Source organism: Tardiphaga robiniae (genome assembly GCF_001618955.1).
Taxonomy (GTDB): domain Bacteria; phylum Pseudomonadota; class Alphaproteobacteria; order Rhizobiales; family Xanthobacteraceae; genus Tardiphaga; species Tardiphaga robiniae_A.
On sequence record NZ_LVYV01000054.1, the window covers coordinates 254,840 to 268,326 of the forward strand.

12 protein-coding genes and 1 riboswitch are annotated in these 13,487 nt (G+C 62.1%); of the genes, 10 read left to right on the top strand and 2 right to left on the bottom strand.

Annotation, left to right across the window (positions count from 1 at the left end):
• The first annotated feature begins 16 nt into the window (after positions 1-16).
• Positions 17-208, top strand: a riboswitch (cobalamin riboswitch).
• A gap of 108 nt (positions 209-316) precedes the next feature.
• Entirely contained in the window at positions 317-2,590 is a 2,274-nt protein-coding gene (locus A4A58_RS26595; RefSeq protein ID WP_068738020.1) for a TonB-dependent siderophore receptor, read from the top strand.
• A 2-nt stretch (positions 2,591-2,592) separates the two neighbouring features.
• A complete protein-coding gene (locus tag A4A58_RS26600; RefSeq protein WP_068737861.1) occupies positions 2,593-4,041 on the top strand; it encodes a PepSY domain-containing protein in 1,449 nt (482 codons plus the stop codon).
• Between the two features lie 82 nt (positions 4,042-4,123).
• On the opposite strand, the gene A4A58_RS26605 is transcribed toward A4A58_RS26600, so the two are convergent.
• On the bottom strand, positions 4,124-5,542 hold the full coding sequence (locus A4A58_RS26605) for a TAXI family TRAP transporter solute-binding subunit (protein ID WP_068737863.1): 1,419 nt from the start codon (positions 5,540-5,542) through the stop codon (positions 4,124-4,126).
• A gap of 158 nt (positions 5,543-5,700) precedes the next feature.
• Here A4A58_RS26605 and A4A58_RS26610 point away from each other — a divergent pair, with 158 nt between their 5' ends.
• Together A4A58_RS26610 and A4A58_RS26615 are read left to right on the top strand one after the other, a co-directional pair.
• The gene (locus A4A58_RS26610; protein ID WP_081422080.1) at positions 5,701-6,066 is read left to right on the top strand and encodes a 4a-hydroxytetrahydrobiopterin dehydratase; all 366 of its coding nucleotides are present in this window, start codon (positions 5,701-5,703) and stop codon (positions 6,064-6,066) included.
• A gap of 81 nt (positions 6,067-6,147) precedes the next feature.
• Positions 6,148-6,546 carry a YkvA family protein gene (locus A4A58_RS26615; protein ID WP_068737865.1) on the top strand — a complete coding sequence of 133 codons (399 nt, stop codon included), beginning with the start codon at positions 6,148-6,150 and terminating at the stop codon, positions 6,544-6,546.
• 21 nt (positions 6,547-6,567) lie between these two features.
• Here the strand turns inward: A4A58_RS26615 and A4A58_RS26620 are convergent, their stop codons facing one another.
• Positions 6,568-7,542 (bottom strand): NADPH:quinone oxidoreductase family protein, encoded by a 975-nt coding sequence (locus tag A4A58_RS26620; protein ID WP_068737867.1) that lies wholly within the window; start codon positions 7,540-7,542, stop codon positions 6,568-6,570.
• 118 nt (positions 7,543-7,660) lie between these two features.
• Between A4A58_RS26620 and A4A58_RS26625 the strand changes: the two genes are divergently transcribed.
• From A4A58_RS26625 to argG, 6 genes are all read left to right on the top strand, one after another.
• The gene (locus tag A4A58_RS26625; protein ID WP_068737869.1) at positions 7,661-8,500 is read left to right on the top strand and encodes an SDR family oxidoreductase; all 840 of its coding nucleotides are present in this window, start codon (positions 7,661-7,663) and stop codon (positions 8,498-8,500) included.
• 215 nt (positions 8,501-8,715) lie between these two features.
• A complete protein-coding gene (locus tag A4A58_RS26630; protein ID WP_068737871.1) occupies positions 8,716-9,333 on the top strand; it encodes an invasion associated locus B family protein in 618 nt (205 codons plus the stop codon).
• A 138-nt stretch (positions 9,334-9,471) separates the two neighbouring features.
• Positions 9,472-10,716: a 23S rRNA (adenine(2503)-C(2))-methyltransferase RlmN gene (rlmN, locus tag A4A58_RS26635; protein WP_081422081.1), complete on the top strand. Its 1,245-nt coding sequence runs from the start codon at positions 9,472-9,474 to the stop codon at positions 10,714-10,716.
• A gap of 2 nt (positions 10,717-10,718) precedes the next feature.
• On the top strand, positions 10,719-11,195 hold the full coding sequence (locus tag A4A58_RS26640; RefSeq protein WP_068737873.1) for a hypothetical protein: 477 nt from the start codon (positions 10,719-10,721) through the stop codon (positions 11,193-11,195).
• A 45-nt stretch (positions 11,196-11,240) separates the two neighbouring features.
• A complete protein-coding gene (locus A4A58_RS26645; RefSeq protein ID WP_068737875.1) occupies positions 11,241-12,035 on the top strand; it encodes a phosphatase PAP2 family protein in 795 nt (264 codons plus the stop codon).
• A 71-nt stretch (positions 12,036-12,106) separates the two neighbouring features.
• Positions 12,107-13,444 carry an argininosuccinate synthase gene (gene argG, locus A4A58_RS26650; protein WP_068737877.1) on the top strand — a complete coding sequence of 446 codons (1,338 nt, stop codon included), beginning with the start codon at positions 12,107-12,109 and terminating at the stop codon, positions 13,442-13,444.
• Positions 13,445-13,487: the final 43 nt, after the last annotated feature.

Sequence of the window (13,487 nt, forward strand, 5' to 3'; positions counted from 1 at the left end):
ACATTTGGAAATTTCACCTTAACGTGAAGGCGACGGTTCCCTTCGGGGATCAAAAGGGAATGCGGTGAGGGGGATCCCCCGATTCCGTGGCTGCCCCCGCAACTGTAAGCGGCGAGCCTAAGCCAAGAGCCACTGGGTGTTCACCTGGGAAGGCGGCGACAGGCATTGACCCGCGAGCCAGGAGACCTGCCGCCAGTCGTGGTCACACGCGAGCACATTGGGCGGGGTGTCCTGGTGGAAGTCACACTGCCTCTTTGAAAAGCGGCGGCGAGACTTGGTTTGCGGTGACGTGCCACGTAACCGCGAGTCCTTGTTCATGACCTCCGTCGTTTTCGCATCCAAGCGATGCAATACTCTCTTGTCCTCCGTCGCCCTTACTTGCCTGTTCTGGCCCGCCGAAAGCTGGTCGCAAGCCGCGCGGCCGAGCCAGACGCTCGATCCTGTGGTGGTGCAACCGACGGCAACGCCGACGCGCGCGCGCCGCGCCACATCAGGCAATGCGACACGCGCCGCGCGCTCACGTCAGCAGCGCAACACTGCCGCCAATACCGGCGCACCGGTCGCCACGCCGACAGGCCCTGTCTTCGCGGCGCCGACACTCAACCTCACCGGCACCACATCGACCGGCAGCCGTCTTGGCCTGACGCGCCTGCAGACGCCCGCCAGCGTCGAGGTGATCTCGGCCGAGACGATGGCTGAACGCGGCCAGCAGAACGTGGTCGATGCCGTCACGCAGAATGCCACCGGCTTCACGGCCATTGGCGAGCCCGGCAACGGCGGCATCGCTTTCAGCACGCGCGGCTTCGCCGGCAGTGGCTCCGTCACTTCGCTCTCTGACGGCACGCGCCTCTATGTCGGCTCCGGCACGGTGAACTTCCCCTTCGACACCTGGACCGCCGAGAAGATCGAAGTGCTGCGCGGCCCGGCCTCCGTCATGTATGGCGAGGGCGCCATCGGCGGCGCCATCAACGTGATTTCGAAATTGCCGCTCTGGGTGCCACGCAACCAGGCCGAAATCTCGCTCGACAGCAACATGACGCGCCGTATCGCCCTCGATAGCGGCGGCCCGGTCAGCAAGGACGTCGCCTATCGCATCGCCGTCACTGGCAACGCGTCCGATGGCTGGGTCGATCGCGACAACACCTCGAACATCGCGCTGCACGCCGCCGTGCAGATCAAGCAGACCGAGGACATCACCTGGACGCTCTCCACCGACTATGGCGACCGCCATCCGTCAAAATATTTCGGCACGCCGCTCATCAATGGCAAACTCGACGAAACCCTGCGTTTCAGGAACTTCAACGTCAACGACAGCAGCATTCGCTATCAGGACAGCTGGAATCAGGTGAAGACGGAATGGCAGGTCACGGACGCCATCACGATTCGCAACACGCTATATTATCTGAACAGCCAGCGCCGCTGGAAGGACGCTGAGGTCTATACGTTCAATCCCGCCACCGGCCTGGTTGATCGCAGCGACTACATTATCATCAAGCACGATCAGCAGCAGATCGGTGACCGGATGGACGCTTCGTTCCGCGGCCACATCTTCGGCATGGCCAACGAATTCGTCGCCGGCTTCGACGTCAACCACATCGACTTCAAGCACACAAACAATTCGCCCTATGGCGGGTCGTCATCGGTCAATCCGTATAATCTCGATCCCGGGCTGTTCAACAGCCCGGATCCGACCCGGCCGGGCTTCTCCAGCGTCACCAACCAATACGCAGTGTTCGCCGAGAACCGGCTGTCGGTGACCGACCAACTGTCGCTGATCTCAGGCATTCGTCAGGACGAGCCGACCGTCAATCGTACCGATCTGGTCAATCCCGCCAACAGCTACAGCAGGAACTATTCCGCGACATCCTGGCGCGCCGGCGCAGTTTTTACTCCGATACAGAACCTCGCTTTTTATGGACAGTATTCGACCGCAGCGGATTCAGTCGGTGGATTGATCACAGCGAGCAATGCGAACGCCAAGTTTGAACTATCCACGGGCAAGCAGGTCGAGGTCGGCGTCAAACAATCCTTCTGGGGCGGACGCGGCGAGTGGACGCTCGCAGGCTATGAGATCGTGAAGAACAATCTACTAGCGCGCGATCTGAACAATCCTGCACTGGTCGTGCAGGTCGGCCAGCAATCCTCACGTGGCATCGAGGCGTCGCTCGGCCTCGTGCTCGATTATGGCTGGCGCATCGACACCAACACTGCTTTCCTGCGCGCGAAGTATGACGACTTCGTGCAGTCGGCAGGCGGAGTTGCGGTGAATTATGCCGGCAATGTGCCGATCAACGTACCGCAGAACGTCTCCAATATCTGGGCGACCTGGGCCTTTGCGCCAAACTGGTCGGCCAATGCCGGCGTGCAGATCGTCGGCAAGACATTCGGTGACAGTGCCAACACGCAGGAAGTTCCGGGCTACACGGTCGTCAATGCCGGCATGCAATGGAAGCCGGATGTAAACACGACGGTGTCGCTGCGGGTCTGGAATATCTTCGACAAGGTCTACGCGACGTCGGTCTACAGCGACAACCAATGGCTGCTCGGCATGCCGCGCACGGCCCAGCTCGCCGTCAACGTGAAGTTCTGAGCTTGTCGCGCAAGCTGACACGCACACTCCGGCGGTGGCTGTATATCGGCCACCGCTGGGTCGGTATCGTCACCTGTCTCTTCTTCGCGATGTGGTTCATCTCGGGCGTGGTGATGATGTATGTCGCGTTTCCCGGCCTCTCCGATAAGGAGCGGCTGGCGGCATTGCCCGATATCGTCTGGGACAAAGTGGCACTCTCTCCCGATAAAGCCATGAAGGCCGCCGGCGCGACGCGCTATCCGCGCGAGTTGCGATTGAACATGGTTGCCGACGAGCCGGTGTATCGACTGAGCTCATGGGACGGCAAACGGCAAACTATCTCCGCCGTCGATGGTCGCGCCATTACCGAGATCAACGAACAGCAGGCACTTGCTGTTACGCGGCATCATCCCGCCAGCAGGTTGCCTCGCCTCGAAGAAGTCGTCGATCGCGACCAATGGAGCGTCACCGCACGCTACGATCCGCTGCGGCCGTTGTATCTGATCACCCTCGGCGACGATGCCGGCACCAAGCTTTACGTCTCCTCGCGTTCCGGCGAGATCGTACTTGATACCAACCGCACCGAACGCGTCTGGAACTGGCTCGGTTCGATCCCGCACTGGATCTATCCGACCGTGTTGCGCAAGGACGGCCCCCTGTGGCGGCTCGTGGTGCTGTGGATCTCCGGCATCTGTTTGATCGTCGGCGTTACCGGAATCTGGATCGGCATTCTGCGCGTGCGCCTGAAGCGACGTTATGCGAACGGCAACATCACGCCCTATCGCGGCTGGATGGCGTGGCATCACGTCACCGGACTGATCGCCGGTCTGTTCGTCCTGACCTGGATGTTCTCAGGCTGGCTATCGCTCGATCCCGGCCGCGTTTTTGCCGACCGCAATACGCCACGCGAGGTATTGCAACGCTATGCCGGCCACGACGCGCCTGACATCGCTGCGGCCATTCGCGCACCGGCTGACAGGCGCGCGGTCGAGGCCCGCTTCGTGTGGCTCGACGGCATGCCGCTGATGATTGTCGCGAAGCGCGACGGCACGAAGACGGTGATCGATCCAACAAGTGGCGAAATTGCAAGACTGCCGCAAGACCGCCTCTGGAATGCCGCAACAAAGCTGCTGCCGGATTCGCTGATCGAAAGCCGGCTAACCCTCTGGAAATACGACGCTTATTGGTACGCGCATCACAATGAGCGCGAATTGCCGGTGCTGCGCGCGACATTCGATGACGGCGCACAAACCTGGTTTCACATCAGTCCGGTCACCGGCGACATTCTCGGCCGCATCGATAGCAGCCGGCGCACCTATCGCTGGCTGTTCAACGCGCTGCACAGTTTCGATTTTCAGTTGCTGCTGATGTATCGCCCGGCCTGGGACATCGTGGTGTGGCTGCTGTCGATCCTCGGCACCACCGTCTCGGTGAGCGGCGTCGTGATCGGCTGGCGCTATCTCAAGCGCTAGTGCGTTTCTGTTTGAGCATGATCTCTCGACAAACGAACTCGTTTGTCGGCGAAAACCGGTATCCACTTTTCGGGATCATGCTTTAGACCGCGAGCGGCCGCGGCGGCTGGCGCAATTGCTCCGGCGGATTCATCGGCTCCGGCGGGATCATCCCGATCAGCGCCTTGCGATCGGCGACGGCATTGTGGAATTGCTCAAGCGCGATGTTGAAGGCTGTCAGCGTGCCTTCCTCGATGGCGCCGTGCTCGTAGCAATTCAGGGTATGACGCAGAATATCGTCGGCCTCCGCCTGCATCGTATCGAGCTCTTCGAGGGACTCGCTCTTGCGCGCGGCGGCAATCATGTCGAGCAGGCGATCGCGCTCCGACACATTCACGTTGCGCTCGTCCTTCTTCAGATAGCTCGCAAACCAGGCGCCGATCGAGCCCATCGCCGAGAGCCCCATCAGGCTCCACCAGATGTAATCGCTGTAGCGATCGAGGAAGGTCTTTTCTTCGCCATCCACATAGGCGGCCGCACCGGGATGCACGGGGATCACCGCATCCTTGTCGGTATCGGGCGTCTCGATCTTCGCCGCCAGCGGGAAGTCGTTGATGATCTGCTGACGGATCGCAAACAGCTGCCGCGTGAAGGCGGCGATGGTCACATCCGACAGGCTCTGCCGTGCCACGATGTGATGCGAAAAGCTGATGGTCTTGACGTCATCGTCCGGCCGCGCCGGCGCGCCGCCGAAGGCGCCTGCAGGAATTTCCGATGATTCATACATCGGGAAATTCTGCGCGATGGCTTCAGCCGAATCGATCGCGAGGAAAGTCGGCGTGCCATCGCGGCTCGAGGCCTGGATCGCATCATTGGTGATCTTGCTGTTCACCGGACCGGCCGCAATGAACGCATCGACCTTCTGGTCCTTCACCGCCTCGGCCACTTCGGTGGTCGAGAACTGCACGATGGTGACCTTGGCGGGATCGACGCCGTATTGCCGCAGGATAATGTTGAGCAGGTTGACGTTGGCCTGCGTCTTGCCGATCACACCGACGCGGCGGCCGGCGAGCTGCGAGAATTTGGTGATCTTCGGGCCGGACTTCTTGCCCTTGGCGGCCGGCGGCACCCAGATCACGGCGACGTTCTTGCGCAGCGTGGCGACCGCGCGCGCATTCTTCGGCACTTCCAGGTCGCCGCGGATGATCGCGAGATCGGCCTTGCCGTCAGCCAGAGCCTTGGCGCTGGCCGTTGCGCCCTCGGTCAGGATCGGCCGCAAACGGACTGTGTAATGATCGCGCGAGAACGACTGTACCAGCGCCTGCACGACCTTGACGTCGTCGCTGTTCGGCGGACCGACCGCGATCCGCAATGGCACCGGCTTCATGGCGAAGTAGTAAGCGCCGGCCACGGCCGCGACGATCGCCAGAGTCCCGGCCAGCGTGATCAGCGTCATCTTGCGCCGGATCGACCGCGGCGACGGCGGCCCCACCGGCCCGACAACATCGGGACCGTCTGCCATGGATCTGGAAAACAATCGCTTCAAATTCATCTGCGCCAAATGGGTTCGAGCGACAATGTAGCAAAGTTTCGGGTCGACGCGCCGTTCCACCGGCAGCATGGTTACCGGCACGCTTGGTTACCGTTCTGCATGCGCGGCATTTGCTGCCTTATTGTGGCATGGATCCCAACTGTGTCATCGGGCGTTACAGTAAAGTTCAAGTGAAGCAGGAGGTTGCCATGGTGGAACGACTCTCGGCCGAGGCCCGCAAGGCGGCGTTCAAGGAGCTGTCGGGCTGGAGCGAGGTCTCCGGGCGCGACGCCATTGCCCGGACCTTCACCTTCAAGGACTTCAACGAGGCCTTCGGCTTCATGGCGCGGGTCGCTGTGGTCGCCGAGAAGAGCGACCACCATCCGGAATGGCGCAATGTTTACAAGACGGTGGAGGTGGTGCTGTCCACCCACGATGCCGACGGCGTCACCCAGCGCGACGTCGATCTGGCCAAGGCCATGAATACCATCGCCGGGCAACTCGGCCAGTCCTGAGCGTTGCTGAATGTTGCGACGCCGGAGCCGGATCACCATTTACCGGAAAGGCTGCAAACTGCAGCCGTGAGGACATTGCCGATGGCAACCGACCACAGCGTGGGCTTCGAGCCAGCCGATGAACTGGCCAAAGACCGCGAAAGCGTACGCAAGCAGTTCTGGCACAAGCTCAAGCGACTGGCCCTGAAGCTGCCTTTCGCCGAAGACTTGCTGGCGGCTTACTACTGCGCCTTCGACCGGCAGACGCCGCGCCATGTCCAGGCGGCGCTGCTCGGCGCCATCGCCTATTTCGTGCTGCCGTTCGACTTCGTGCCGGACGTGCTTCCCGTTCTGGGATTCACGGACGATGCCGCGGTGCTGGCCACCGCCTTGCGCATGGTGGCGAGCCACATCAACGCGGACCACCGCGAGGCCGCCAGAGCGGCCATCGCGCGTGGATTGAAGAATAGCGAGTTGAAGGATGGCGAGACGGGCGCGTAATCCGCATCCGCTCAGGTTCGTTTATGGATGCAGGATCACCTTGCCCATAGCCTGACGGCCGGCGAGCACCTTGAGGGCATCGGCGGTCTTGGCCAGCGGGAATGTGCGATCCACGTGGGATGAGATCTTTCCTTCGGCGGCCCACTTCACCAGCTTTTCCAGATTGGCGCGGTTCTTCTCGGGGTTCTGTCGCACCCATGCGCCCCAGAACACACCGCGGATGTCGCAGCCTTTCAGCAACGCGAGATTCAGCGGCATTTTCGGAATGTCGCCGGCAGCGAAGCCGATCACCAGGAACCGGCCTTCCCAGGCGATGGCGCGCAGCGATGCTTCGGCATATTTACCGCCCACGGGATCGAAGATGATGTCGACACCCTTGCCGTCGGTCAGCTTCTTCAGGCCTTCCTTCAGATCTTCGGTTGCGTAGTTCAGGCCGATATCGGCGCCATGCTTCTTGGCGAATTCCAGCTTCTCATCCGACGATGCGCAGGCGATCACCTTGAGACCCAAGAGCTTGCCTAGTTCGCAGGCCGCGAGCCCAGTGCCACCAGCGGCGCCGAGCACGGCCAAAGTCTCGCCGGGCTTCGGGCTGGCGCGATCTTCCAGCGCATGCAGCGCGGTGCCGTAAGTGATGATCACACCGGCGGCGCGATCGAAATCGAGATTTTCGGGAATCTTCACGGCGGATGCCGCAGGCACCGCGATCTTTTCACGTGCGCCATTGTGACCCACGGATGCAACCACGCGATCACCGACCTTGAGGCCGGTGACACCGCTGCCGATGCTCTCGATCACGCCGGCGACTTCCGCGGCGGGCGAGAACGGGAACGGCGGCTTGATCTGGTACTTGCCCTGGATCATCAGGATGTCGAAGAAATTCAGCGCGGCGGCCTTGATCGCAATGACGACCTGACCGTCGCCGGCGACGGGATTATCGATATCTGCGAGAACGAGATCGTCGGGTTCGCAAAATTGCGAGCAAAGAATGGCTTTCATCTGATCACCTGACCTTCGGCTTGAGACAGTTGATGGGAGTCATGCCGGATTTGACGGCGCGCTACAATCTGATTCGAGAAAAGGTAATTCCGCCCCGCGGCCAAACGAGGAACCGCCCATGTTCGACAAAACGCTGCTCGCCAACAAGCGCATTCTGGTCACCGGCGGCGGCTCCGGCCTCGGTGCGTCCATGAGTCGCCGCTTTGCGGAGCTGGGTGCCGAGCTCATCATCTGCGGTCGCCGACTTGAACAGCTCGAACAAACTGCCGCGCAATTGCGTGCAGATTTCGGCGGCAAGGTGAGCGTTGCCCGATGCGACATTCGTGACGCAGCGGCAGTCGAGGCGATGATGGAGACGATCTGGTGCGACGGACCGCTCGATGTCCTCGTCAACAATGCCGCAGCCACCTTCATCGCGCAGAGCGAACATCTCTCTGCCCGTGCGGCCGACGCGATCCTCGCACCGACGCTGCACGGCGCGATGTATTGCACCCTTGAAGCCGGACGGCGCTGGATCGCAGGACACCACAAGGGCGTGGTGCTGAGCATCCTCTCGACGTCCACCATCACCGGCCGCGCCTTCACCGTGCCATCGGCAATGGCCAAATCTGGACTCCTTGCCATGACCAAGTCGCTCGCGGTGGAGTGGGGACCCAGGGGCATCCGCACCGTCGCCATCGCACCCGGCCCGTTCCCCACCACCGGCGCGACAGGGCAGCTGCGGCCCGAGACACGCGACAGCGGCCCTGCGGCACAAAATCCGCTCGGCCGCGTCGGCAAACACAGCGAACTTGCCAATCTCGCAAGCTTCCTGATTTCCGATCAGGCCGGCTATATCAATGGCGAGATGGTGGTGCAGGACGGCGGCGCGCACCTGCGCGCATCTGGCGCAGAGGATCTGCTGCAGTGGAGCGATGCGCAGTGGGCCGCACAGCGCGCCGCGCGCACCAAGACCTGAGCCGAGGGCTGGACAAAAAAACTGAGGATGAGCCCTGCGCCGTCAGCGCACAGCAAGGCAAGGACTGCTATCCTTGCGGGAGTCGCGTCTGCCTTTTCAAGAAAGCGATTTGCGGATATGGCAGACACCGTGACGTCAGCGATTCCAGATCGTCTTGGTAAAGCCGTCTTGTTGCGAGCCATCTTCCAGTCACAATGATAGAGGATCGAGACTTGATGTCCGTGCGGCGATTCCTGACAGTTGTGTCGATGAGTGTAGCGATGGTCGGTATCTCCGATCTTGCGCAGGCGCAGAGCGCTGCATCGAAGGGCAAGGCCGCCGCACCGAAGGCAGCCCCCACACCGGCAAAGCCCGCAGCCGCGGCGCCTGCTGTAGCGGGTGGCGCAGAGCCCACGCTGGTCGGACAGTTCGGCTCGTGGGGCGCCTACACCGCGACACCGAACGGCAAGAAAGTTTGCTTCGCGCTGGCCAAGCCCGCGTCGTCGAAAACCAATCCGGCGAACCGCCCGCGCGATCCCGCTTACGCCTTCGTCTCGACCCGCCCGGCCGAGAAGGTGGCCAACGAAGTCTCGATCATGATCGGCTATCAGTTGAAGCCGGGCTCCGAGTCCACGCTGGAAGTCGGCGGCGCGCGCTATGCGATGTACACGCAGGGCGACGGGCTCTGGATCAAGAACGCCGCCGAAGAAGAGCGTATGGTGGAAGCCCTGCGCAAGGCGGCCGACGTGACCGTGAAGGGCGTTTCCGCCAAGGGCACCGAGACCACCGACACGTTTTCGCTGAAGGGCCTGGCCCAGGCGCTGGACCGTCTGGCGCAGGATTGCCGGCGGTAATTGCCGCCAAAATCCCGGCTAAATCCTTGTCGTCGTTAATATTGCCGCATTTCGCGCCTTTTCATTCGGGCGCGAAAAGCTTATTTGAGGTCGGCCTGTTTAAGGCCAGATTTCCCGCGACATCATAGATCGAACGCCATGACCCCCGTTTCAGCCGAGGCCGGTTCCGCCATCGACGCTTCCCGCGCATTGCCCGCGGGCGAGACGCCGCTGGAGAAGATCGCCACCGAGACCTATGTGCCGCTGGCTAAGCCGTCGCTGATCGGCCTGTCGCGCGCGGAAATCGTGGAAAAGCTCGGTTCCATCGGCGTGGCGCCGGCCCAGCGCAAGATGCGGACGCAGCAGATCTGGCACTGGATGTATGTCCGGGGCGTCCAGACCTTTGCCGAAATGTCAAGCATTTCCAAGGATATGCGGGCTGAACTCGAAAAGCATTTCACGGTGGCGCGGCCCGAGGTCGTGGTCGAGCAGATTTCCAATGACGGCACCCGGAAATGGCTGCTGCGGCTGCCTTCAGGTACCGCCGGCGAGAAGGCCCATGAGGTTGAGTGCGTCTATATCCCCGAAACCGACCGCGGCACTCTCTGCGTCTCGTCGCAGGTCGGCTGCACGCTGAACTGCTCGTTCTGCCATACCGGCACCCAGCGGCTGGTGCGAAACCTGACGGCCGGCGAGATCGTCGGCCAGATCATGGTCGCCCGTGACCGCCTCAACGACTGGGCCGACCGCGAGAGCCCCAACGGCAATCGCCGCGTCACCAATATCGTGATGATGGGCATGGGCGAGCCGCTCTACAATTTCGACGCGGTGCGCGACGCGCTGCTGATCGTCTCCGACAATGAAGGCATCGGCATCTCGCGCCGGCGCATCACACTGTCGACCTCGGGCGTGGTGCCGAACATCTCGCGCACCGGCGACGAGATCGGCGTCATGCTGGCGATTTCGCTGCATGCGGTGCGCGATGAACTGCGCAACGAGCTGGTGCCGCTGAACAAGAAATATCCGCTCGAACAATTGATGCAGGCCTGCCGCGACTATCCCGGCGCGTCCAACGCACGGCGCATCACCTTCGAATATGTGATGCTGAAGGACGTCAACGACTCGCTCGAAGACGCCAAGCTCTTGGTGAAGATGCTCAAGGGCATCCACGCCAAGATCAACCTGATCCCGTTCAATCCGTGGCCCGGCACGCGCTACGAATGTTCGGATTGGGACCAGATCGAGAAATTCTCCGAATACATCTTCAATGCCGGCTATTCCTCGCCGGTGCGCACCCCGCGCGGCCGCGACATTCTCGCCGCTTGCGGCCAGTTGAAGTCGGAGACCGAGAAACTGTCGGCGCGTGAGCGTCAGGCTTTGCGCGCGATGGCGATGACGGACTGACGATGGCGCTGATCGGCCGCCTGTTCGTCATCTTTCTCGGCTTCTGCGCGGCCTGTCTTGTCGGCGGTGCGATCGTGGTGTTCTCGATCCTGTTTCCGGAACTCAGCGCACTCGATACCGGCGTCATCGATCCAAACACGATCAACATCCTGCTGGGCTTCGGCTTCATCTTCATCAGCGGCTTTGCGCTGATCCCGGCGATGCTCGTCGTCCTCATTACCGAGGCTTTCTACATTCGCAGCGTCATCGTCTATGCGCTCGGCGGCGCGGCGGTCGGGCTCGCCTGCTATCTCGGCCTGATCCCCTATGACCCTGCCACGATGAGTTTCGACGGCATTGTGCGGCGGCATCTCGAAATCATGACCGGCGCGGGTATCATCGCGGGACTGATCTACTGGGTGATCGCTGGCCGCAACGCCGGCGCCTGGCGGCAGCCACGGCGCGCGCCTCCGCAGCCCGATGTCGCGGCCGGCCCATAATGCGCTGCCTTTCCTTCAACTCCTGCCTCGGTTAAACCGCCCGCCATGAACCGGACCGGACTCCTCATCGCGCTTGGGCTGTTTGCCGCCATTGCCATTGTCTTCGGAGTCTGGCCCGAACTTGACCTCAAACTCGCGGCGCTGTTTTACGATCCCGAGACCCGACGTTTCCCCACGACGTCGCTGCCCTATGCGCAGTTCGCCCGCGATGCGGCGATGTGGATCGCATGGGCCTTTGTCGCGCCCTCGATCCTCGCGCTGATCGTGAAGCTGATCTGGCCCAACCGGCCGCTGCTGGTGAGAGGCCGCACCGTGGCCTTCCTGATCCTCACCATGCTGATGTCGGCCGGGGTCCTGACCAATCTGACCTTCAAGACATTCTGGGGCCGGCCGCGGCCGGTGATGGTCTCCGAATTCAATGGCCCCTGGCAGTTCAAGGCCTGGTGGAATCCGACTGGCCAGTGCGGCCGCAACTGCTCGTTCTTTTCCGGCGAAGGCGCTACGGCGTTCTGGACCTATGCTCCGGCCGCGCTCGCGCCGCCGTCGGTGCGGCCCTACGCCTATGCGGCAGCGACGGTGTTCGGCCTCGCCACATCCGGCTGGCGGATGGCCTTCGGCGGCCATTTCTTTACCGACGTGACCATCGCCGGCCTCGTCTCATTCCTGGTCATCTGGTTGATTCACGGATGGATTTACCGCTGGCCCTCCACCCGGAAGACCGACGAGGAGATCGATGCTGCGTTGACGCGCTTCGCCTGGCCGGGCTATCGCTGGCGGCAGAAATTGCGCGGTCGCGACATCGGTCCCGTGCCGGACGCGATTCCCGTCAACCGCCGTTAAACGGGTGATCTTTCACGGGACGTTTGATAGCGCGCCCGTATGCACCCGAAACTGCCCCGATTGGACGTTCGATGACCACGATCTTGAAGAGCCTGCCCCAAGGAAAAAACGTCGGCATCGCTTTCTCCGGCGGGCTGGACACGTCAGCGGCGCTGCTGTGGATGAAGCAGAAAGGCGCCCGCGTCTTTGCCTATACCGCCAATCTCGGCCAGCCTGACGAGGCCGACTACGACGAGATTCCGCGCAAGGCCATGGAGTTTGGCGCCGAGAAAGCCCGCTTGGTCGATTGCCGCTCGCAACTCGTTCACGAAGGCATTGCCGCTATTCAAGCTGGCGCGTTCCACGTCTCGACCGGCGGCATCGCCTATTTCAACACCACGCCGCTCGGGCGCGCCGTGACCGGCACGATGCTGGTCTCGGCCATGAAGGAAGACGGCGTCAATATCTGGGGCGATGGCTCGACCTACAAGGGCAACGATATAGAGCGGTTCTACCGCTACGGCTTGCTGACCAATCCGGAGCTGAAGATCTACAAGCCCTGGCTCGACGATCAGTTTATCGACGAACTGGGCGGCCGCGCAGAAATGTCGGCCTTCATGACCGCCCACGGCTTCGCCTACAAGATGTCAGCCGAGAAGGCCTATTCGACCGACAGTAATCTGCTCGGCGCCACCCATGAGGCCAAGGATCTCGAACAGCTCGACAGCGGCATCAAGATCGTCAACCCGATCATGGGCGTGCCATTCTGGCGCGATGACTGCGCCGTCAAGGCCGAGAAGGTCGTGGTGCGGTTCGTCGATGGCCAGCCCGTTGCTTTGAACGGCCAGACCTTCACTGACGCTGTCGCGCTGTTCCTCGAGGCCAATGTCATCGGCGGCCGCCATGGCCTCGGCATGAGTGACCAGATCGAGAACCGGATCATCGAGGCCAAGAGCCGCGGCATCTATGAAGCGCCCGGCATGGCGCTGCTCCACATCGCCTATGAGCGTCTCGTCACTGGCATCCACAACGAAGACACCATCGAGCAGTACCGCATCAGCGGCATGCGGCTCGGGCGGCTGCTCTATCAGGGCCGCTGGTTCGATTCCCAGGCCCTGATGCTGCGCGAAACCGCGCAGCGCTGGGTCGCGCGCGCGATCACCGGCGAGGTGACGCTCGAACTGCGTCGTGGTAACGACTACTCGATCCTGAACACCGAGAGCCCCAACCTGACCTATGCACCGGAGCGGCTCAGCATGGAGAAGGTCGAGGACGCGCCGTTCACGCCGGCAGATCGCATCGGCCAGCTCACCATGCGCAACCTCGACATCACCGATACCCGCGCCAAACTCGATCTCTACGCAAAGACGGGCCTGCTGTCGGCCGGCGAGGGTTCGAATATTCCGAAGCTCGACAACGACAAGAGCTGATCGCGGCGGATTACGCTTCGCTAATCCACTCTACGACCGGATG